This window comes from Thauera aromatica K172 (assembly GCF_003030465.1).
GTDB classification, from domain to species: domain Bacteria; phylum Pseudomonadota; class Gammaproteobacteria; order Burkholderiales; family Rhodocyclaceae; genus Thauera; species Thauera aromatica.
The window spans coordinates 2,629,235-2,652,162 of record NZ_CP028339.1; the positions used below are offsets into that span (position 1 = coordinate 2,629,235).

Here is a 22,928-nt window from a genome sequence, read left to right on the forward strand (position 1 = left end):
GCGCTCGGTGTCTTGATGTCGGGTTCGCGTTCAGGCGCCGGGCCCCTTGGACGCCTGCTCGCTTCCAGGCAGGCCGCGACCCGGTCGGCGACAGCGGCCGACGATGAACGCGGCCGAAAGTTTAGCGCAGCCGGCCCGCCTTTGACACAGCCAGCGCGGTCGCCCCCTCGGGGCAGGAGCATGAAAGCCGTTCCCTGCCGGCTGGCAGCATGCGGAAACGCACAGCGGCGAAAATCATGAACTACGCGCCGGCCTTGTCCGCAACCCGGACCTGCGCTGCATCCAGGCCACGTTCAGCGGCGGCGCGATGCCACGCTTCGGCGGCGGCCGGATCGGCGGCCTCAATGCAGAATGCGTAATGATGCTGAGCCTTGCGGTGCCCCTGTTTCGCGGCGGTCTTGAGCAGAGCAGCCGCGTCCTGAGCCTTGCCCTCAGCCAGCAGGCGCCTGGCCAGCCGGTAGCATGCTTCGGCGTTACCGGCCCGCGCCGCATCCGCCAACCATGCGCGGGACCGCTCTCCGTCCGCCAGGGCGGCCAGCGCCAACCGGCACGCGGCACGGGCGTAGCCGGCCTCAGCTGCCCGCTCCAGCCAGTAGAACGCCTGGGCGCGTGCGCCAGCCTGCAACGCACGCTGGCCGAGTTCATGCTGCGCCCACGGAACGCCCACCTCGGCCGCCTGGCGCAGGAAGCCGGTATTGCGGCCGACGTTGCGCCAGTCGATCGCCCCCTCGTCGCACCGAGCCCCAGCCGCACTTGCCAGCAGCAGGTCGAGGTCGTAGCCGATCAGGCGGTTTTCCGGACGCTTGCCAATCCAGTTGGCCACGAGCGGTCGCCACTCGGCCGGCAGGGTCGGCGGCAGTTCAGCCCGCTCCAGGCAGTGCGCCACCACCCGGTAGTCCGGATCGTGGATGGCATCGAAGCGATAAGGCTGGGCTGCAGTGGCCGCGTGGACGATCAACCAGCCGAGAGCGTAGAAATCGGTCGCAGGCCCATGGCGACCGTAATAACACTCGGGAGCGACAACATCCTGCTTGGCGCGGATGGTTTCGGCACGGCCGTCGCCGAAGGGTTCGGACACGCCCCAGTCGATCAGCACAAAGCGCTCGCCGTCCATCAGAAGGTTGGACGCCTTGATGTCCTTATGCAGCAGCTCCCGGTCATGAGCGACGGCAAGCGTCGCCAATATCTGGCGAACCATGGCCGGCAAGACCGCAGCCGGCAGCGGTCCAGCGTCGCGCAGGCGCCTGTCTAGCCGCACACCCGGCGCCAGCTCGGTGACGATGCACAGGCGGCCACCGTCATCCCGGCCATGATCGAGCAGCCGAGGCGTGCCGCCACCCCCATCAACCAGCATCAACGCGGCGATTTCACGCTCGAAGGTGTTCACATGAGTCGGATCGATGAACACTTTGAGCGCAGCCCCGTCCGGCGCGGCAGGGCCATGACAGAGAAACGCTTCCGCATAGCCCCCGCCACCGAGCCGGCGGTCCGGCGTCCAGGTGCCCAGCCGGCGCATCAACTCCCCTCCTCCCTGCTTGCCTCGGCGCGTGCCCAATGCGGCAACAGCTTGGCGTAGAAAGACGCAACATGCTGAAGGGTATCAATGCGGAACCACTGGCGCGTATATTTAAAGCGGATGCCGCCCAGGGCAAGGCCCGGGTTGCGGGCGAAGTAGATGGATGCCTCCGTATTCACCAGATGCATCACCGCCCAGGCCGCGAGGCGGAGCGCCTGCCAGATCTGTTGCGCCTTCTCCGTCTCCCCGATCTTGAGAGCCAATTCATAGGCGCCGAGCAGACCCTCGCAACGCGCACCATCGGCATAGGGATAATCGCCGAACTCGTAATGAAAGGCGCCAGCGTAATCGGGCCAGGGAGCCTCATCCACCTTGTACAGATGATCGATCATGCGGGCGGCGTCAGCGAATACGAAATCGGCATAGCGTGAGTCGCGCATTTCCGGAAAATCCCATGATTCCATGATGCCCATCATCAGCCAGGAATCGGAGGGCACTGCCGTGTACTGCGCGACATGGACCGTCGGCCGTACGTCGATGAGGAACGCAAGCGCCCGATGCAGGCGTTCGACAAGATCCGCCCGGGTGGCCGAATCGGCCAGATGGAGATACTTGGCAAGCCCGCAGATGGCTTCCCCAGGATAGTAAAATGAAAAACGGGGACCGTTCTCCGCTTCGGAGACAGGTTGATCCAGATAGATGTTGTAGTAGATGAACTCGCCGCTCGGTGTGACCTGATTGGCCAGGTGCCAGGCCAGCCGATCGGTCCAGGGCCGGTAACGCTCGTCGCCGGTCAGCAGCTGGTATTCGGCAAGCAGATAAAGGGCGATGCCGGATCCGCCCAGCTTGGATTTCTTCTCGTGATAGACGAAAGCCCCCTCTCGACCACCGTAGTTCCGGACTTGCATCCGTGCAATCAGGAAGTCGATGGCCCGGCGGATATTTACCAATGTGCTGCCACGCCTGGCGTATTTCTCGAAATAAACACAGGTCAGGCCGCCACCACCATGGCGCAGGATGTTGTAGAACGGGTTACGCTCCGGATCGCGCTTCGGGTGCTCGTGGTCGCGGCGCGAGTCAGCCGCCGCATCATAGTAGTAAAGGAAACGGCCGTCCTCCTCTTGGGTGCGGCGGATGTGATCGATCGCCAGTTCCACCGACCGCGCCACCTTCGCCTCCGTCAGTGGGCCGACCAGGGGATGGCCCCGGAACAGCCGGCACCAGCCGCCGGGCGCAGACACGTAGCTATCGGTACAGAAACGTTCGAATTTCGCCGTGCGCAGAGCCTGCTCTCCATGGACATTTTCCAGCCACGCCCGCACCTGTCCCATGGTCATGGTCGAGCGCACATAGCCATCGCCTGGCGTGAAGATCTGCAGGCGGCCTGCAGCGTCACGGAACATGAATCCATCGATGCCGATCTCGAAATGTCGGTCGCCACGCTGCGTGGTGCCGACAGCGAAAAAATCCATCGGCCGCGGCGGTTCGACAACGAAATCCATCTGCACACGGAAGGGCTGCACCGCCAGCGCCCCAGCCCGTGAATGCGCCACCAGCCGGGCCAGCACCGTCGAGAAGGCAAGCTGCGCTCCCTCCCGGCTCGCCCGACTGGCAAGAATGCGCTTACAGCCAGGGGCATAGAGAATCAGGATTAGACGGGCAAAGCGCTGCGGAAAGCTCGTAGCGACGAAGAGCCGGTCGATGGCCGCCGTATCGACGCTGCCCGCACGAATGGACGCTTCGATAGCGACCATGAATGCACGATCGGCCTCCCCCGGTTCATACACCGGCAAGCGCGATTCCGGTGCTGCGTAATGGCGCGCGTCGCGGTGCCGGATATCCAGTCCCCGATCTGACACGTCCAGCCTCCCGCTTGCCGTCGCCAGCATCAAAACCCTCTTTCAGTAGAGTTGTTCCGCAGGACCATCGCCCGCACGCCGCAAGGCTTCCGCAAGCACGTCGAGGCGGGCCGGCGGATCGGCGCGCAGAAATATCATGTCGTTCTCACGCATGTCCGCCAGCAGTTCGTCACGGATATCCGCCGGGATGGCCGCGTGCCGATGCCAGCCGATCGAGGCGGGCAGCGCTGCGCGATGCTGCATGAAATCCTTGATGGTATAAAGCCGGTCGATACCGGCAGCAGCCATCAGCGTCTGCATCTTCGGATAATCGACCACCATACCGGGATTGTCTTCGATGTCGAACAATTCGCTCATGACAACGATCTTGCGTCCGCCCGGACCGGGCCGCAACCGGGACATCAACTCGAACATCGCCTCGAACCCTCTCAATTCGGCACGCGTGCTCTGGTCATAGATAAAGAAACTGCTGCATCCCAGAGGCACCCGATAGAGATTGCCGCTGCTGCCGAAGTGGCGATAGCCGGCATATTCGGCAACGCAGGCCGCCAGGTCTGCACCCAGCAGCCGCGCCTGGAGCAGGACACCCACCGAAGTCAGTGGCGCATAGCACTCCAGCAACGGCAGATCGTAGGCGATGCGCTCGCCGAGGATCTCCGCCTCCACGCGCCAGCCCATCCCCTCGAAGCGGGCCGAAAGCAGGCGCCCGGCGGAACCGGGTGCCGAACCAAAAACCAGCACCTCACACGCGGAACACTCGGCGACGGCTGTCCGCAAGCCTGGAAACTCGACATCATCCCCGTTCAGCAGACAGCGGCCTCCCGGCCGCAATCCGGCCGTCACCTCCGCCTTGTTGTGCAGCAGCCTGTCCATCGAACGATGGGATTTGAGATGTTCGGGTGCAATGCCGGTAATGACACAGAAATCGGGCCTCACGAAGAAGGCCCGGTCGCGCCCAATCCGACGCCCCGGCACCGCCACCTCGACGATGAACACCCGTGCGTCCCTGGTCAGAGAAGCGATGGCGCGCAGCACCGGCAGTTCCTTGTTGGCACTGCCAAGGTAGGCATGAACAGGGATCTGATTTCGAATGAGATGATGGAGCTGGTTCTTGAACCCCGTCTTGCCGTGGGATCCGGTAACCAGCACGCGACTGCCGTCGAACTTGAGGCTTGCACCAGTTGCCAAATCCTGAAGCGCCTTCTCCGTATCGGCCACCTCGAGCAAGGGGTGGCGTGCATCCGGAATTGCGCCTTTCGGCACCAACGCCGCAGCAGCTCCCTGGCAAAAGGCACGCTCGATCGACTCCGCAGCCACGCCAGCCGCCGCGCCTTCACGCGGCAGATAAACAAAGAGATCACCAGCAGTGACATAAGGCAGGTAGAAATGGATTCCGGAAAGACGTAATCCATCTGCCGGCAGGTGACGCCAGCGCCCACCTGTCAGGTGCGCCATCTCGCGCAGACTCAGTAGCAACCGGGGCATCACAGCGGGGCACTCCATCCTTGAACTCGGCAAGGGGATTCAACTCCAGCAGCAGATCCGCCGTCCGTGAAACCGTTCAACTTCCACTTCAGGGAAAGCAGTGGCGGAACCCCTTTTACAGGCGGCCCCGCCCCTCCATCTGGAAAAATCGACTCAACCCATCGCCGGATCACCACTCGATTTTGTCGATGCTATCGAAGTCGCTCGCCCCCCCATCACCCGGCGCCTGCCCTCCGCCCTGATCATCATCGTGCGCTGATGGACCGCCATTGCCTCCGTCGACAATCTGCTGGCCTTCGACCTCATTGGTCCAGCCACCCGACGCATCACTACCGCCGTCACCGAACTCGACCTCCACCACATCGGTCCAGCTGGCGCTGCTTGACGCCATCGGGCCGCCACCGCCCGAATCGCCGAAAACAAACAGGTCGTTCCCGGAATCGGACAACGCATCGTCGGCATCGAGCTGTTCATCAGCAACATTAGCGCCGCCCGAACTGCCCGCCCCCCTGCCGGAGCTGCCAGCACCCGAGTTCTCGCTGTTTTCGGCGTTGTTGTTGTCGCCGGAGTTGCCCGGCGCGTTCTGATCGCCGTTGCCGTGGCCGTTGTTGTCCTTTGAATGATCGGGATCATCGTCCGCATCAGAGTCGGCATCTGCATCGGAGTCGGCGTCCGCATCGGAGTCGGCGTCCGCATCGGAGTCGGCATCTGCATCGGAGTCGGCATCTGCATCGGAGTCGGCATCTGCATCAGAGTCGGCGTCCGCATCAGAGTCGGCGTCCGCATCAGAGTCGGCGTCCGCATCAGAGTCGGCGTCCGCATCAGAGTCGGCGTCCGCATCGGAATCGGCGTCCGCATCAGAGTCCGAATCATCATCACCAGGTTCTATCACCGAAGTCGGGGACGTAGCGCTGGTCGGGCTGGTCGCCGTCGTCGCGCTGGTCACCGTCGTCGCGCTCGTGGCCGTTGTGGCGCTCGTGGCCGTTGTGGCGCTGGTGGCCGTGGTGGCGCTCGTCGCCGTCGTGGCACTCGTGGCCGTCGTCGCGCTCGTTGCCGTCGTGGCGCTCGTGGCCGTCGTGGCGCTGGTCGCCGTTGTCGCACTGGTGGCCGTCGTCGCACTGGTGGCCGTCGTCGCGCTCGTCGCCGTTGTGGCACTCGTTGCGTCGTCGCGCTCGTGGCCGTCGTGGCGCTCGTCGCCGTCGTTACAGTCGTCGGCGTAGCATCATCTTCAAAATCTGCCACGGTACCAGTACCGGAATAAGTGCTGGCGTCCGGATCTGAAACCCCCATCGTCGTCACAGCTTCCTGCTCGGAAGCAGCGGACGTGCCCTCGCGGGATTCTTGAGCCTGCTCGAACTCGAGGGCGGCCTCCAGGAGGGGCTGATCTACAAGAGGCACAGGATCCTGATTGCCGGAGCTCCCTGTCTCCTGCAAGGGAACCTCGAGATTTTCCATGCGGCGGGAATCCAGGATGGCACTGCCATCATCACGGACCAGGCCTTCGTCCAGAAGTATCTCTTCCTGGCTGGCGTCGATGCTGCGCACGTCCGTCTGGACATTCTCGTTGCCGGAACCGTCAACGCGCTCAGGCGGCGTCGAACTGTCCTCGGTGCCCTGCGCAACACGCCCGCTTTCGTCACGGCTGAGAACGGTCAGCTCATCAAAGAGCTGCGCCTCACTCGTCAGCGTTTCCGACGGCTCACTGGTGGTTGCCGATGCCGTAGGATCCTGCGCCGTTTCAGCCATGATGTTCCCCATCCCGATTTTTTAGCCCTCGCATCCTAGGTGCATGAGCTGCAATAAAACAGACATCCAGAGGTTATAGGTCCGGGAAAGCGTACCGACGACGAAATGCAGGCCGACGCGGCCCCCTGTAAGCCATCAGGGCATGGGAGGCCGCAGACGAGGAGCGGTATGGCGAATCTCACGCGGGGAGCAAGCGCTCCTGGAGGAATCCGGCGATCGCCAGCGCCCTCTTGCGGCGAAGCTTGAGGTCGGGTCGTTCGATGACGACGCGGACCTCCTTGGCGAACAGCAGGATGCCGATCAGGAGAATCCAGTCCGCCAGATCCTCGCGCTCATCCGGCGTCAGCGGACTGACCGCCTCGTAACCGGCAATGAACTCATCAAAGCGGGAAAAATCGGCAAACTGAATGTATTTCTCGGCCAGCGAGAACTGGAAGGCGCCATCGATCACATCGGCCATGCGCGGGCCATGAAAGGCGTTGTTGAAATCGAAGAAGCGAGCCTCGCCGCCGGAGCCAAGGATGAAATTCTTCGGCGTCACGTCGCCATGGTTGTGCACGAGTGGGCTCCGGGCGAACCAGCGGGCGCGGTTCTCTCCCGGGAAACAGCGCCTGGCAAGCGGCAGCAATGCCGCCATTGCGGCAGCAATGTCCGGTTCCAGATCGGTTCTGACACACTGCTGTTCGAAGACCGGCAACCAGATCATGCATGCATCATCGAACGAAAAGGCGGTTCCGGACTCGAGCGGCGCTTTGATCTGCGTGCGGTGGATTTCAGCGAGGGCAGCGGCAGCCGCGGCCACCGGATAGGGCGGGCGTTGCTCCACGCGCCCGGGAATGCGCTCGAAAAGCAGGGCAGGATGCCCGTCGATGACCACCTGACTCGGCGTCCGGGCCGGAATGATGCCTGCAGTAGGAATCCCTCTGACCCTCAGTTCATTCACCAGATGCTCTTCATACGCCGTATGCTCGGCCACCCGATCACGGGCATAGTTGCCTGACACCTTGAACAGCTTGAGGATGTAATCGGCATCGGCATGGACGCGGAACACGGCGTTCTCGGTCGATGCCGGCACGCGCTCGACGGACGGCCGCTCGAAACCGTAGTGCTCGGCAAGCGCTGCGGCGATGTCCGCTTCCTCATCGCCGCGATAGACCGGCCCCTCGCTGGCGCGGTCATACACGCAACGCGCGCCGAACTTGCGCAGGAAGGCGTCGATTTCCCCGTCGTGGCCACGCGAAGGCAGGCGAACGTAGGCATCGACGAGGTGGGGAATGAAATCCACATCGGGAAAACGCTGTGCCCAGTCGCCCTCGGGCTCGGCCAGCGGAATGCGGGCGACATGGTAGACGGCGCAATGGTTGGAGGATTTTTCCAGATGAAGGCGCCAGTGGGCAGGTAAATCACCTTCCCGCGCCGGATTGATATCGACCAGGATATCGATATCCGAGCCAAGCTTGGCCAGACGACCGTGGATGAAGGGCACGTGATAACGCCCCATGTCGCCACGCAACGCCGAGCCCATCAGATGAATCCGGTCGACGGCGGCGTAGGCTGCGACCTCGCGTCGCAGGGTGGCATCGACCTTCTGCCGCAGGGCATCCTGGACCGCCTTCGGGAAGGTGTTTTTACCCGGCTTGACGAAACCGAGCCCGATTCCATTGATCAGGTTGGCCCAGGCACGGTAAAGCGGCTCCGCCACCGTTGGCCCCGATTCGGCACCTGCCCGGTAGGGGAAGATCACCTGCCGGTTCGGCGGTGAATACAGCCAGGCCTCCGGGTCGGTATCCACATTCGTCACCTTGCCGGCCTTCACGGCGAAGTAGAAATCGAGTACCTGGCACTTAAGCTCGTTGAGTTCTTCCACATCGATACCGGTGCCGAGCGCCGAGAGGTGGTCGGCCAGCCGGAGCACGCTGTTGCGGCCGCGCAACTGGCGATAGTCGAGGGCGCTGCGCCGGCTGTCAGGCCTGGCAACCACCAGTAGATGTTCCCCGCGGTAGCGCTTCTCACTGCCTTCTCCGTCCTCGGCGGAAAAGCCGATGTAGTTGAAGATGTCGCGCACTTTCGGCATGTGATAGCGGGCGACACAGATCGACAGTACTTCTCCCGGGACATTGCCGGCGGCCAGCACGAAATCTACCTCATTGGCCTCCAGCAGGCTCCGGATCTCCTCATGGGTCGAAGCGTACGGGCCGTCGATGTCGAGCGTGGCGAACAAGCGGGCGATCCGGCGAAAGTCCTCCGGGTCGATCAGCAGCTTGTAGTTGCGGTAATGGAAGTGATAGCCATCGCCGCACTCCTCCAGAGAGAAGCGTTGCGGGTGGTATTTGACCTCGTGGCGCAGGCGCGACTCGGTCCAGATCCGGACATCCTCCTGGTTGGCATTGGGCAGGCGGCCGTCCTGGTACTGCTTTTCCTCGATGATGGCGAGCAACTCAGCCGACTGCCTGCCGAAGGCGCCCACGATGTCTTCGAACTCGCCCCGGCTGAGTTCGATGCGAAGGTCACGGTAATGGATGTGGATGTTCTCTTCCATATCCAGGAAGAAGTTGCGATGCCTCGGCTTGCCGAGGGCATCCGCACGATAAAGGATTTTCTTGATCACACCCATGGGGCAACGGCCTCCTCAGCGCTCCTGGAAGGAACGCGACACGACATCGATGATTGGTTTGGTGAGATAGGTGAGCAGCGTCTTCTCACCTGTCACGATGTCCGCCTCCAGGCTCATGCCCGCCTGCAGTAGGTAGCGCCCCGGCGTATCGCCGACACTGGGGCGATCGAGAGTGACCCAGGCCCGATAGTAATGGGTTCTGCCGTCCTCGCTGGCGACGCTCGATGCCGAGATCCGCTTCAATTCACCGGTCGCGTAGCCGAAGCGGGTGTAGTCATAGCTGGTGATCCGCAGGTTCACACGCTGACCGGTACGAACATGGCCGACATCCTTCGGTGCGATGCGGATCTCGGCCTCGAGCGGGGCCTGGTCGGGCACCAGCTGCATCAGGAGCGCGCCCGGCTGAATGACCTGGCCGACAGTCTGCACTTTCAGATCCTGGATATAGCCGCTATGCGGCGCCCGGATGACGAGCCGGTCGACGCGGGCCTGCAGGCGCTGCAGGGTTTCCTCGACCTCGGCCATTTCGGCACGGACGCTGCCCAGTTCGTTCAGCGCATCGCGGCGGAGCTGATTTTCGGTATCGGCACGGCGCGTCCGGACTTCGGCCAGCTCCTGCTGATTGACGTCGATTTCCTCCCGCAAGCGCGCAACTTCGCCGTCCGCGGTGACCTTGGCGCGGCGCGTCTCAAGCAGGACGGTACGATTGACGAGCCGGCGGGCCGCCAACTCCTCGCGCATCCGCAACAGATCTGCACTCAGCGCCTGCTGCTCCCGGGCCGCGCTCAGTGCTTTTTCCTGCTGCACCAGGCGTTGCATGCGCTGATTGATCTGGTGATCGAGAATGGACAGCGTGGACTTCCGGGTTTCTATCTGCTGCCGGTACAGCTCCTGCTGACCTGTCAGCAGATCGGCATGATTGCCGGCAAGCGGTGCCAGATCGGGCGGGCGGTCTTCGGCGAAGGCACTGATCCGCTCGGCGCGCAACGTGAGCGCCACCAGGCGAGCTTCCATCTGCCGCAGATCGGCCGTTGCCTGACTGCCGTCGATGCGCAGCAACACCTGACCCTCCTCGACCAGCATGCGCTCCTCGACCGGTATTTCGGCAATAACACCACCATCCAGGTGCTGCACCACCTTGATCTTTCCGACCGGAACGATCTCGCCCGGCGCACGCGCCACCTCCTTGACGTTCGTCAGTCCGGCCCAGAAGAAGAAAGCGACGACAGTGATGGCGATGATGCCGAGCATCGGGCGCACGTAAGCCGGCAACAGCTCTTCCTCGATCTGCACCGTTTCCGACAACAGGCTGCGCTCACGGCTGCCGAGCAGATTGCGCCCCTCGCTCCCCGCAGCGCGGCCGGTTTCGTTATCCTTTTTCTGCCAGCCCTTCAGAATCATTTGCGTATCCCCAGCGCGAGCCTGTCCTTGATGCGATCGAACGGCCCGATGGCGCCAAGCGCACCGTTCTCCATATAAATGACCGTGTCTGCCAGGCGCATGTGGCTCGGGCGGTGAGAGACCATGAGCAGCGTGCAGCGCCCGCGGAGCCATTCGATGCAGTGCAGCAAGGCCTCCTCGCCGGCGGTATCGAGGCCATTGCCCGGCTCATCGAGCATGACCACCGAAGCCGGCTTCAGCACCGTTCGCGCCAGCGCCAGGCGCTGCCGGAAACCGTTCGGCAGCTGTTCGGAGCGGCTGTTGGAGATGCGCGTCTCGATCCCCTCCGGCAAGGCTTCGACATCCTCGGTGAGGCCGGCCATTCCCAGCGCCCAGCGGATTTCCGCGTCGGTCGCCGCCGGGTGCGCCAGGCGCAGGTTCTGCGCCACCGTCCCGTAGAACAGGTCGCAGTTTTGCGGCATGTAGCTCAGGCGGGAGCGCAGGTCGTTGACCGGCAACTGGCGGATATCGAGATTGTCGAGGCGGATGGAGCCCGCCTGCGGAGTGAAGCTCCGCGCAACGAGCTTGAGCAGAGTCGACTTTCCGGAACCGTTCGAGCCGGTGATCACCACTACCGCTTTCGGTGCGATGGTGAAACTGACGCCCAGCAGCGCCGGATCGGCATCGCTGGCATAGCGGAAGGAAACGCGCGAAAAGGCAAGCGCCCCCTCGAACGGCGGCCGGATGGTCTGCCGCACGCCGCCGTCGCGCTCCCCCGGCAGACGCATCAGGCGCTCGATCTGAGTCGCGCTGCGACGGATCTGCGCCAGCGACGTCGCAGCAAGGAAGAAATTCTGGATCGGCCCGGTGATACGCCAGACGAGCATCATGGTGGCGATCATGACGCCGCCGGTGATGCTGCCGTTGATGGTGCCGACCGCCGAAACCGACAGCGCTGCCAGGCCGGTGATCATGTTCAGCATCTGCGCGCCCCCGCTGATGCGGGCCTGCACCTGGTGGCTGCGAAAGCTGGCCATCGCAGCCTTCGCACTAAGCTCGCGGTAGCGTTCGATCCAGACGTCACGAGCCCCTGCTCCGCGGATGACGCGCATCTGGGCAATCGTTTCATTGAGGAATTCCCAGCGAGCCGTGGTTGCCTGCGTTGCCCGCGTGGAACTGCGCTCGCTCAGATGCTGCGTTCCCAGCGCCAGTAGCAGATAGGCCAGCGCAGCACCGATGATCACCCCCAGCACCCAGGGGTTGAGCAGGGCCAGCACGGCGATGATGATCAGATTGGCCGGAAAATCGAAGGCGATGGTGGTCAGCGGGCCAACGAAGAAATCGCGCAGACTCTCGAAATTGCGCAGGCGGCTAACCTGACGGTTTACCGAAGCGCTCTCCGTTGACGAAGACGGCAAGGCAACGATGCGCTGGAACAGTGACGTGCCCAGAATGTACTCGGTACGCCCGCCGACATGGGCGATAACCCGGCTTTTCAGGCGGCGCAGCAGGAAATCGAGCGTCAGCGCGATGGCCACGCCCCCGAGCAGATAGGCCAGCATGACCACGTCGCCAGTGGGCAGGACGTGGTCGTACATCGATTTGACGAAGAGCGGCGCAGCCAGCGCCAGCAGCGTGCTGAAGACCGTCAGGATGAACGCGAGCGCGATGTGCCGGCGAAAGCGGTACGCCAGTCCCAGGAACCAGGAGCCATCCCGGCGTACACGGTCGGGATGTTCGGCCGGGCGGAACACATAGGCTTCTCCCCGCTCACTGCCGGCCTCGATCACTTCCTCACACCCGCCGCCACCGTCGAAGCAACGCAGGCGACCGTCGTCCAGTCGTTCGAGAACGACCTTGGCCGACCCGTCGGGGGGAATGAACAGGCAGGGATAGAGCCGGTGATCGAGCGTGGCGAGGCTGGAGGAGAAATGCCGCGGCAGGAGGTCAAGGTTGGCCATCGCGCTGCACAACCCCGAGAGATCGAGGGACGACAGCATATGCGGCATTGCTTCAGCCAACTCGCGGCCGCTTCCCTGCCAGCCGATGGCCCGGAGCAAGGGAAGCAGGCAAACGGAAAGGTCGGACTCGTTCCGGTAATGCTGGCGCACGATCACTTCCAGCTGGTCAACGTGCACCGGCCGTTCGATGGTGGCGGAATGCGCCCCCGGAACGGCCGGTTCGCCGCTGCTACCCGTGCCGGCCTCGGCCAGCCGGCCAGCGCTCAGGGTCAGCACGCGGTCTGCCAGCGAGATCAGCGATGGACGGTGCGTGACCAGGATCAGCGTGCAGTCCCCCTTGCGCCTGGCGAGGTAATCACGCAGCAACTGGTCGGCGGCCATGTCGAGCGAAATGTTGGCCTCGTCGAAAAGGATCACGCTCGGCTGGTGGACGAGGACGCGGACGATCGAAATGAGCTGCCGCACACCGGCAGGCAGCGTCTCGGCATTGGCTTCGCCGAGTCGCGTCTCGTAGCCCAGCTTCATGCCGGAAACGACGCGGTCGAGCCCCATTTCCCGGGCGATGCCGAGGGCCACTTCGTTCAGGCCGGGATCGAACATCGTCATGTTCTCGAGAATGCTGCCGGTGACCAGGGTGCCGGTCTGCGACAGCAGCGCGACCTGGCGCTGAACGCTGTCGGCGTTGAACTCATCGAGCCGGCGCCCATCGATGCGCACCTCGCCCGCCTCCGGGATCTCCAGTCCGTTGATCAGGGCCAGCAGGCTGCTCTTGCCCGAACCGCTCTCGCCGCGGATGGCCAAGCACTCGCCGGCGCGCACGTGCAACGACAGATCGCCGAACAGGGTCTTGCCCCCCTCGCGCCCGAGATGCACACCGTCAAGCTCGATCGTTTCCCGGACCGGCGGCAGATCCGGCCGGTCGTGGTCGTCGGTGCAGGGCATTTCGGCCACCTCCCGCAGGCGCGCCTGCGCAGCCGAAAAGGCCTGGTAGCGAAGCCACACGGTGAGGCTGCGGCGCAGGGGCTGCAGCGAGCGCACCGAGAGCAGCATGCAGGCGGCCAGCCCGCCCGGCGTCATCTCACCGGCAAGCACCGCCAGGGCGGCGGCAAAGACGACGCAGACAATCATGATCTGCGAGAACAGCATCCCGATCGCAACCGCCATCGAACTGCCGAAGGTCAGTGTCTCGCTCATTTCGGCGTTGCTCGCCTGCAGGCGCTCGTAGCGGCGCAGCATCTGCGCCTCCATCATCAACGTCTTCACCGAATGAATGCCGGACAGCACTTCGATCAGGAAATTGATCCGCCGATCGTCCATGACGTGCCGGCGCTCGACCTGGTGCCTGAGCCAGTTGCCGAAGCGGACGATCACAAGCATGAAGGCGAGCAGCAGGACGATGGGAACGATCACCACCCAACCGCCGATAACGTGGATGACAGCAAGGAAAAGGAAGACGAAGGGCAGGTCGAACAGCACCAGCAACGCCTGACCGGAATAGAAGTCGGCCACCCTGCTTGCCGAAGCGACGCGCTCCGCATGCACACCGGGCTCCTCGCGCTGCAGGCAGCGCAGCGGTACGCGCATCAGCCGGCTGAGAGCATTGACGCTGGCCACATGCTCGAAACGGGCCCCCAGCCAGCCGGTCACCAGGCTATTGACGGCGCGCAGCAGTTCTTCCAGGACGAGGCAGGCGAGGATTCCGATCACAAGCAGGACCAGCGTCTCAATGGACTGGTTGGCCACCACCCGGTCCATGATCTGCAGGATGGCCATCGGCAACGCCAGGCCGAGGACATTGTGCAGGAAGGCAGCCAGCGCCAGCCCGGGCAGGACATTGCGCAGGTCGGGAGAGCGGAATACGTCGCGCAGGGGAGCGAAGACTTTCTGGGTACTGTCTTCGTCGGAAAATGTAGTCTTGAGGAAACGCGACATGCTCACTCTACTTGTGCTTCGATGACGGCCTGGCGCAACAGCGGATGCGCGAAGCTCAGACGGCCGGCTTCGTCGCGCCGGATGACCCCGCTCGCCACAGCCAGGCCGGCGGCGGCTTCCGCGCGCTGCACGGTGTCGCCCATCGCAGCAGCCAGGGCCGCCGGCTCCACCGGCGCATCGGAAAGGGCCACGCTGCGCAGCAGGAGACGGTCAAGGCCGAGGTTGTCGAGGCGCGAGCCGATCACGAAACGCAGCGACAGGGGCAAGGCCGAAGTGGTTTTCCGGGCGGCAAGCTGACGGGCAAACAGCGGCACGCCGGTAGCGATGCGGGCAATGGTGGCGACCTGCCCCGATGGCATGCCCCGTGCCGCAAGCTCGCGCTCCACCAGGGCTTCGATGGCTTCCTGCGACATACGCCCGAGACGCAGCCTCTCGGCTTGCGACGACAGGGCTTCCGGAAAACGCCGGCCGGCAAGCAGCATCACCACCCCGCAAGCCGCGTCCGCTGCGGCCGCCAGCCGGGCAATGACGTCACCCGGCAGCAGATGGCAGTCGTCGATGATGAGTAGCCGCACTGCATCATCGGCCCGCCGCGTCAACGCCGCGAGAATGGTGTCGACTTCCACTGGCGCGCCAGAAGACAGTTCGTAGACACGGGCGCCGCCACTGTCGGGCTGGCTGGTGAAGTGGCGCACCGACCACCGCAATACCGCACCCCGGCTGGCCAGATGGCGGCAGAGGTGAGACTTGCCCATCCCCGTTTCGCCTTCCACCAGGATGAGCCGCCCCTTGTCCGGGCTGGCCGCCAACCTGGTCTCCAGAAAGGTCAGTTCCTCGTCACGGCCGAGCGGCGGCTCCCAGGACGTTTCGGTGCAGCAGGGCAGGCGGTCCAGTCCGGAAAAGGGCATTTCCGGTGTGGCGAACACCGTTCCACAGGCGCTCAGTGCCTGCAGCAGTTCCCTCACGGAAGTACCCAGCCGGAGCATTCCCGGCGTGGCTGCGATCGCCGACTCACGGGCCTCGGCGATCGCAGGCGTGGCGATGGCCTCGCCCGACCAGCCGCCGAGCCGGTTCATGCTGGCAATCGCTAGGCCGGCGGTGAGGCCGCCACGCAAGGCATCCCGCAACGAAGAATCGTGTGCCGCCAGCGTATCCGCCAGCAGATGGCCGGCGCGCAGGACGAGAAAAAGATCGTGCTCGCCGGGCGACTGGATGCCGAAGATCAGATCGCCGGCATGGCCTCGCCGAGCCAGGAACAGCGCATCGTGATCGAATGCGTAGCTGGCCAGGGTCTGATGCAGCAGCCGGCCGGCAGAGGCCGTCGCCGTTTCCGGCAGCACGACGCTGAGGACAATGCAGGGACGGCGTTCGAGAAGGCCCTCGCCTGCGACTAGGCTGGAAACCTTGTGCGTCTCCGGCGCACGGGCAGCGATTTCGCGTGAAACTGCCATTGTCCGGTTGTGGACGCCCAATTTCTTGAACAATGCAACGACATGCTGCTTTACGGTCCCCAAGCCGATACCGAGTTCATTGGCAATTTCCTTATTGACCTTGCCCGCCCGCAGCAATTCGAGAATCTGCTGCTGGCGGGCAGACAGCTTCGGCAATCCCGTGGACGGAACGCTGCCGGCGAACAGGCACGGTTCATCCTGTGGCGAGACTCGATCCACAAAGCGCATCAGTATTCTCCCGAAGTGCTTGCCCGGCCGTCGATCTGCGTTGCGGCCATTCCTGTTGCCAGGGTGGCCGGCATGCCGGATGGTTCTCCGGTGGTCTTCGTCACCAGTTCGACCAGATTCGTCCCGCTGTCTGCCGCCGGCTGCAGGAGTGAGCGGCTGCCGGCATTTTCCTGCGGCACCCGTGAGGCATCGGCCAGCTCTGCCGAAGACAGGGTCCGGCAACGCTGCAGCTGCGACATCAGGCGGCTGCAAAAGCCGTTCGCCTCCTCCAGCGTATCGAAATGCGAGACAAAAACGCGATACCACGAAGCGCGCATCTGTCGTTCGCTGGCAATCTGCCCCTGCAGACGCGACAGCAGCCTGCGCCCGGCCATCTGCTCCGGGAAACGGGCGTTCAGATCCCGCCAGAGGTGTGCGATACCGGCACGGTCCTGGACGCCGGCGATCTCGACGACCCAGTGTTCATAATCCGGAGCCGGTGCGTAGGATTGCCCGGGCGACGCCGATGGCACACCGGCCAGTGGCACCGGGCCGGCGGACAAGGGCAAGGGCACACCATCAACCGGAGGCGGGTCGTCGGGCACACCTCCGCCGAGCGCACCGAATAATGCGACCAGGCCCTTATGGCGCTCCATGTTGATCCGGTGCAGCTCGTCGAGATTGCGGTGATAAGTCCGCTGCGTATCGAGCAGGGTCAGGTAGTCGATGGCGCCGGCCTGGTAAGACTCGCTGCTCAGCTCCCATGCCCGGTGCGCAGCATCGGTGGCCCGTCGTTGCGCTTCGAGGCGCCGCCCGTTCAGATCGATAGCCGCGATGGCGTCATCGACCTCACGGATCGCGGTGTAGAGGACCCGGATGTAGGTCTCGACCATTTCCTCGTGCAGGGCGCGCGCAAGAACCACTTCATTGGAACGCTTGCCATGGTCGAAAAGCGTTGCGGTGAGGTTGGCGATCAGGTTCCAGAACAAGTTGTGCGAGTCAAACAGCCGCGAGAAGACGAGACTGCCATAACCAAGCTGCGCGCTCAGATCGAGCGCGGGCAGCAACCGTGCGCGGGCCACGTCGATATCGGCGTCGGAGGCACGCAGGCGGGATTCGACCGCACGCACGTCGGGGCGCTGCAGCACCAGATGAGCGGGGATGCCGGGCAGAGCCTCGGGGAAATTCAGCGAATCAAGCCCGCGCTCGGTCAACCCGAGCACGGAAGGCGTCGCGCCGACCAGCGTCGCCAGGCTGTTGGCGACATTTTCGCGCTGCAGCTCCAGCCCCGGGATCGTCGCCTGAACCGAGAATACGGCGGCCCGCTGCTGCTCGAGGTCGGTGATCGTGGCGTCGCCGATTTCGGTGCGCACTCGAACCGATTCGAGCATGTCGCTGAGCACGCTTTCGGTCTCCCGGGCAACCCGGATGCGATCGTTGAGGGAGAGATATTCAACGTAGAGGCTCGCCGTGCTTGCAATCAGCACCCGCCGGACATCGTCGCGCTGATAGGCTGCGCGCCCCAGTTGCAACTCGGCCGATTCCGTCAGTGCCTCGCGCTCACCCCAGAGATCAACACGCCAGTCGGCACGCAGGCCCAGCTGATAGACGCGGCGCGATTCCGGCGTTCCTCCTTCTTGCACCGAAGCAACGCCGCCTCGGGGCGACTCCTGGAGCGCCCGGTAAGGCAGGGTCAGCACCGGCAGCTCATCGGCGGCCGCTTGGTCGGCGCGCGCCTTGGCCTGCGCGATGCGCAAGGACGCAATGCGCAGGTCAGCGTTGTTGGCAATCGCACGGTCGACGAGGGCATCCAGCTCCGTGCTGGACAGCCCGCGCCACCATTCGGCAAGCTGCGCCTGCACCAGCCCACCGGCAGCCGGGCGTTCCCCTTCGGACAGCTCCTGCTGCGCCTGAGGCAGCACCGGATCCGCCGGCTGCTTGAAGCGAGCCGGAACCGGTACCGGTGGAACCTCGTAGGTGGGCCGCTTGATGGCGCAGCCGGAAAGAAAAAAAATGACCAGCAGTGCTCCCAGGCGCCCGCTCCTCCAGCGGCCGCTGGCTCGGAAGGATTCAGGCACCTCGTTCAAGCTCCGTGGCGCCGCGTCAATGTGTCATGCAGGGCGACGTATTCTTGTGACAACTTGTGCTTCGGATCGAGGTGGATCATCGGCGTCGATTGCGCATGCGATTCTTTGATCTTCACCGAAGCCGAAAGATAAGGCTGGAGCACGGTGAGGCCTTCATCGATCAGTTCCTGCACCACCTTTTGCGGCAAGCTGGCACGCGGCTGAAATTGGTTGACGACGATGCCCTCTACTTCCAGGCCACGGTTGTGGTCGGACTTGATCTCCCGCACGCTCTCCAGGAGCGAATACAGCGCCTTGCGCGAGAACTCGTCGCAATCGAAGGGAATAAGGCAGGCATCGGCTGCGATCAGCGCCGAACGGGTGAAGAAGTTGAGCGCCGGCGGAGTGTCGATGAACACGCAGTCGAAATCATCGCTCAGTTCGTCGAGCGCATCGCGCAGCTTGTAGATCTTGTAGCGCGATTCGAGCTTGCCCTGCAGTTCTTCGAGTTGCGGGTGGGATGGCATCACGTGCAGTCCCGCGAACGGAGTGACGGCGACGAAATCCGTGATGGCGCGCGGGTTGAGCTTGAAGTTCAGGGTCTGATCGAAAAAATCCGCCAGCGTGGCCTCGAGCGCACCTCCTCCGGCCCCGAGCAGGTACTGGGTGGAATTGCCCTGGGGATCGAGATCGACCACCAGCGTGCGCAGCCCCTGTCGTGCGCTGATTGCCGCCAGGTTGCAGGCGATGGTGGACTTGCCGACTCCGCCCTTCTGATTGAACACCACACGTCGCATTCTTCTATCCTCCGGTTGGGTCGCGGGATTATGCAGCAGGATCCACGCGTCCGGCCGGAGTGCAAACGGCATGAATCAAGGCTGTATTCGGGATAATGCCGCCAGTGCGGCTACCCTCCGGTCTCACGCCGGACCGGGAGGCTTGCGTCCGGGATTGTATTTCTCTCCGAAGCTGCAATTGAAATTGCAGCCATGGCAAACCGAAGGAGCCACCAGATCGAGCGCCAGGTGCAGTGCATGATTGCAGGCGCGAAGCTGCACGCCCCGGTCGCGCAACAGCTTCATGCTTGCAGCGGCCTGAGCCTGATCACCGCGGGCACGCGAAAGATCGAGTACAGCGCCTGCCTTGACGCAGCGCAACAGGTGCAGGATCGCCGGCAGGCTGCCGAGGTCGCCGGAAAAATTCACCCGCCCGTCACGGTACTGGATCGAGTAGGCCTTGCTGAGGGTGACGATGTGAGCGAGCAGGGCATCGCCGAGCTCACGGGTGAACCTGAGCGCCAGCGTGTTCTTGCCCCGGCGAATGAGCGCAGCCGAACGCGACAGGGTTTCACCGCCCAGATCGAGCGTCACCACGCCCGGCTCATTCGCTGCCGTTTCGCTGTCTCCGTGAGTGAGGGCAACGGAGGATTCAAGCAGGCAGCCGGAGGCCGAGATATTGAGCATCACACCATGGTAATGGGAGGGGCCGATATCGAAACTGGCCGTGGGTGGCTGCGTCGAATGCCAGCGCCCCACCCGTCTGCGGTCGCCGGCACGACGATCGGACGTGCCGCGATCGAAAGTCCGTCGGTCGGTAAAACGTCGTTCGGGCGTCATGGGCCGGAACTCCATGCATATGCCGGCGCACCGGACGGGCGAGCGGCAGGAGAAGGAAATGGTCGACAAGGATAAGGCAATACGGCCTACAAGTTCGTCATGAACAGCGCCCCTTTTTGCACCTTATTGCGCACTACGTCACACTGACCGCATCCAGCCAGCGAAGCGGCCTCCCGGGCCCACGGACCGTGCGGGCCTCCGCTTACGCCGCCTCGAGCTTGGCCACCGACAGCAGCAGCCACTTCACCCCGGCCGGGCCGAAGTTGATCTGCACTTTCGCATCCGTCCCGCTGCCTTCGGCGGCGACAATGACCCCCTGGCCGAACTTGGCATGGCTCACCGCCTGGCCGATGCGCAGCCCATTGGGCAGCGGAGCGAAGGCCGGGCGCGGCGCGCGCTGCACCGGCGCTGACGGCTTGAAGTAGCCGCCGCCCGCGCCGGCCCTCATCGAGCCAAACTCGCCGCCGGCGGCGCTGCGCGGGTTCGGCGGCGTGAGCCACTTGGTCAGCCCGGCCGGCACTTCCTCGAGGAAGCGCGAACGCAGGTTGTAGCGCGTCTGCCCGTGCAGCATGCGGCTCTGGGCGAAGGACAGGTAGAGGCGCTCGCGCGCCCGCGTCACCGCCACGTACATCAGGCGGCGCTCCTCCTCCAGACCGTCGCTCTCGAGCAGGCTGTTCTCATGCGGAAACAACCCTTCTTCCAGGCCGGACAGGAAGACGGCGTTGAATTCCAGCCCCTTGGCCGAATGCACCGTCATCAGCTGCACCGCGTCGGCGCCCGGGTCGGCCTGGTGCTCGCCGGCCTCGAGCGAGGCGTGGGCGAGGAAGTCGGCGAGCAGCGCATGCGCCGCGGCCGCCTCCTCGGGCGCGCGCTGGGCCTGGGCTTCGGCGAGGAAGTTGGCGGCGGCGTTGATCAGCTCGTCGAGGTTCTCGAGGCGCTCGCGGCCTTCCTTCTCGGCCTTGTAGTGGGCACGCAGGCCGCTGGCGTCGAGCACGTGATCGACCAGTTCGGGCAGCGGCAGGCCGGCGGTGTCGCGGCGCAGGTCCTCGACCAGGCGGACGAAGACGGCGAGCGCGCTGCCGGGCTTGCCGGAGAGGTGGGGCACGGTCGCGTACAGGCTGGTGTTGTACGTGCGCGCGGCGTCCTGCAGCACTTCGAGCGAGCGCGCGCCGATGCCGCGGGTGGGGAAGTTCACCACGCGGGCAAAGACGGTGTCGTCGTCCGCGTTGGCGATCAGGCGCAGGTAGGCGAGCGCGTGCTTGATCTCCTGGCGCTCGAAGAAGCGCAGCCCGCCATAGACGCGGTAGGGCAGGCCGGCGGAGAAGAGCTGGTGCTCGAGCACGCGCGACTGCGCGTTGGAGCGGTAGAGCAGCGCGATCTCGCTCCTCAGCGCGCCCTCGCGCACCAGCTGCTGGATCTCCTCGACGATCCAGCGCGCCTCGTCGCCGTCGGAAAAGGCCTCGAACACGCGGATCGGCTCGCCCGCGCCCTGGTCGGTCCACAGGTTCTTGCCGAGACGGTTGGTGTTGTGGCGGATGATCGCGTTGGCAGCGTCGAGGATGTTGCTGCGCGAGCGGTAGTTCTGCTCCAGGCGGATCACGTTGGCAACGCGGAACTCGCGCTCGAAGTCGCGCATATTGCCGACTTCGGCACCGCGGAAGCGGTAGATGCTCTGGTCGTCGTCGCCGACGCAGAACATCGCCGCCCCGCCCTCGCGCCCCTCGTCGGCGAAGAGCTTGAGCCAGCGGTACTGCAGGCGGTTGGTGTCCTGGAATTCGTCGACCAGGATGTGGCGGAAGCGGCGCTGGTAGTGGCGGCGCAGCGGCTCGTTGCGCTCGAGCAGCTCGTGGCTACGGAGCAGCAACTCCGCAAAATCCACAACAGACTCGCGCTGGCACTGCGCCTCATACTCCTGGTAGAGCTGGACGCGCTGGCGCGTGTAGTCGTCCCAGGCTTCGACCGCATGGGGGCGGATGCCGGCTTCCTTCTGGCCGTTGATGAAGTGCTGCAGCTCGCGCGGCGGGAATTTCTCGTCGTCGACGTTGAGCGCCTTCAGCAGGCGCTTGATCGCGGCGAGCTGGTCGGCCGCATCGAGGATCTGGAACAACTGCGGCAGCCCGGCATCGCGGTGGTGGGCGCGCAGCAGGCGGTTGGCGAGGCCGTGGAAGGTGCCGATCCACATCCCGCGGGGGCTCACCGGCAGCATTGCCGCCAGGCGCGCGAGCATCTCCTTGGCCGCCTTGTTGGTGAAGGTCACCGCCAGGATGGCGGCCGGATCGGCCTGGCCGGACTGGATCAGCCAGGCGATGCGGGTGGTCAGCACGCGGGTCTTGCCCGAGCCGGCGCCGGCAAGGATCAGCGCATGCTGGGGCGGCAGGCTCACGGCCTGGAGTTGTTCGGCGTTGAGATTGGCGAGCAGGTCGGACATCGGGATTCCTCGTTGGCCGTGCATTGTAATCCGGCGATCACGGACCGATGGCCGTCCGGAGGCGGACCGCACCGGAACGGGGTGGACGGCGGGTGCCTGTGCAGAGCGCTCATTTGCAAAAAATCAACAGTTGATGAAGTTTTTGTGCATTGCACCAATTTTTGTGCTTTGATTCGAACCAACACCGAAAAACTTGACCAATATCCAGTTGAATCAGCATGCTGCAGCTCAAAATACCGACTTCGCAGTGCAACAACCAATTTCAAACCCCGGCCCACAAGGCCGGCTCGACCCACGGCGCGACACCCTGCGCCCAGGAGAACAGACCATGAACACTCCAAAACTTCTACCGTGGTACGCCCATAAGGCGGGCGTTTCGATCGAACGTGCCGAGATCCTCTGGCGCAAGGCCGTACGCGAGGCCACCGCTGAGACCGGCTGGGTCGGCAACGCCGAATACTGGGGCGCAGCGATGGACCATTTCATCCACCTGCTCGAAAGCGAACGCAGCACCTTGTGCACGCCGCAGGTGGTGCCCTTCGTCCGCAGCCAGTACCGCATATGGCGCCTGCCACTGCTCGCCATGGAGGACATGTTCGCCGCCCTTCAGGACGCCTGGCAGCGCCCGCTGCGCGCCCCGCAGAAGACGGCCTAGAAGACGGCCTGA

Annotated in this window: 15 protein-coding genes; 3 read left to right on the plus strand and 12 right to left on the minus strand. The window is 64.3% G+C overall.

Annotated features, from left to right (window positions below; all coding sequences use genetic code 11):
* Window positions 1–241 precede the first annotated feature (241 nt).
* From Tharo_RS12460 to Tharo_RS17585, 4 genes are all read right to left on the minus strand, one after another.
* Window positions 242–1,516, minus strand: a complete 1,275-nt coding sequence (locus Tharo_RS12460; RefSeq protein WP_107221490.1) for a serine/threonine protein kinase — start codon at window positions 1,514–1,516, stop codon at window positions 242–244.
* Window positions 1,516–3,405, minus strand: coding sequence for a hypothetical protein (locus Tharo_RS12465; protein WP_159051698.1), 1,890 nt, complete (start codon window positions 3,403–3,405; stop codon window positions 1,516–1,518). Before Tharo_RS12465 ends, Tharo_RS12460 begins: the two co-directional genes overlap by 1 nt.
* A 12-nt stretch (window positions 3,406–3,417) precedes the next feature.
* Window positions 3,418–4,860, minus strand: a complete 1,443-nt coding sequence (locus Tharo_RS12470; protein ID WP_159051699.1) for a Mur ligase family protein — start codon at window positions 4,858–4,860, stop codon at window positions 3,418–3,420.
* Between the two features lie 169 nt (window positions 4,861–5,029).
* Window positions 5,030–5,806, minus strand: coding sequence for a hypothetical protein (locus Tharo_RS17585; protein WP_159051700.1), 777 nt, complete (start codon window positions 5,804–5,806; stop codon window positions 5,030–5,032).
* A 22-nt stretch (window positions 5,807–5,828) separates the two neighbouring features.
* On the opposite strand from Tharo_RS17585, the gene Tharo_RS12480 reads away from it, so the two are divergent.
* Entirely contained in the window at window positions 5,829–6,080 is a 252-nt protein-coding gene (locus tag Tharo_RS12480) for a hypothetical protein (RefSeq protein WP_107221493.1), read from the plus strand.
* A gap of 121 nt (window positions 6,081–6,201) precedes the next feature.
* Window positions 6,202–6,645 (plus strand): hypothetical protein, encoded by a 444-nt coding sequence (locus Tharo_RS12485; RefSeq protein WP_107221494.1) that lies wholly within the window; start codon window positions 6,202–6,204, stop codon window positions 6,643–6,645.
* Window positions 6,646–6,784: 139 nt separating this feature from the next.
* Here Tharo_RS12485 and Tharo_RS12490 read toward each other — a convergent pair whose 3' ends face one another.
* From Tharo_RS12490 to Tharo_RS12525, 8 genes are all read right to left on the minus strand, one after another.
* The gene (locus Tharo_RS12490; RefSeq protein ID WP_107221495.1) at window positions 6,785–9,220 is read right to left on the minus strand and encodes a phosphotransferase enzyme family protein; all 2,436 of its coding nucleotides are present in this window, start codon (window positions 9,218–9,220) and stop codon (window positions 6,785–6,787) included.
* A 15-nt stretch (window positions 9,221–9,235) separates the two neighbouring features.
* On the minus strand, window positions 9,236–10,621 hold the full coding sequence (locus Tharo_RS12495) for an HlyD family type I secretion periplasmic adaptor subunit (protein WP_159051701.1): 1,386 nt from the start codon (window positions 10,619–10,621) through the stop codon (window positions 9,236–9,238).
* A complete protein-coding gene (locus tag Tharo_RS12500; protein ID WP_107221497.1) occupies window positions 10,618–14,493 on the minus strand; it encodes a peptidase domain-containing ABC transporter in 3,876 nt (1,291 codons plus the stop codon). Before Tharo_RS12500 ends, Tharo_RS12495 begins: the two co-directional genes overlap by 4 nt.
* Window positions 14,494–14,495: 2 nt before the next feature.
* Window positions 14,496–16,172 (minus strand): LuxR C-terminal-related transcriptional regulator, encoded by a 1,677-nt coding sequence (locus Tharo_RS12505; RefSeq protein ID WP_107221498.1) that lies wholly within the window; start codon window positions 16,170–16,172, stop codon window positions 14,496–14,498.
* Window positions 16,172–18,229, minus strand: a complete 2,058-nt coding sequence (locus tag Tharo_RS12510; RefSeq protein WP_245881064.1) for an efflux transporter outer membrane subunit — start codon at window positions 18,227–18,229, stop codon at window positions 16,172–16,174. The genes Tharo_RS12505 and Tharo_RS12510 overlap by 1 nt, the downstream gene beginning before the upstream one ends.
* 5 nt (window positions 18,230–18,234) lie before the next feature.
* Window positions 18,235–19,014 (minus strand): ParA family protein, encoded by a 780-nt coding sequence (locus Tharo_RS12515; protein ID WP_107221500.1) that lies wholly within the window; start codon window positions 19,012–19,014, stop codon window positions 18,235–18,237.
* 123 nt (window positions 19,015–19,137) lie between these two features.
* Window positions 19,138–19,833 (minus strand): PilZ domain-containing protein, encoded by a 696-nt coding sequence (locus Tharo_RS12520; RefSeq protein ID WP_159051702.1) that lies wholly within the window; start codon window positions 19,831–19,833, stop codon window positions 19,138–19,140.
* A 202-nt stretch (window positions 19,834–20,035) separates the two neighbouring features.
* Window positions 20,036–22,261 (minus strand): UvrD-helicase domain-containing protein, encoded by a 2,226-nt coding sequence (locus Tharo_RS12525; RefSeq protein WP_107221502.1) that lies wholly within the window; start codon window positions 22,259–22,261, stop codon window positions 20,036–20,038.
* Window positions 22,262–22,589: 328 nt separating this feature from the next.
* On the opposite strand from Tharo_RS12525, the gene Tharo_RS12530 reads away from it, so the two are divergent.
* A complete protein-coding gene (locus Tharo_RS12530) occupies window positions 22,590–22,916 on the plus strand; it encodes a hypothetical protein (RefSeq protein ID WP_107221503.1) in 327 nt (108 codons plus the stop codon).
* The last annotated feature ends 12 nt before the right edge of the window (window positions 22,917–22,928 follow it).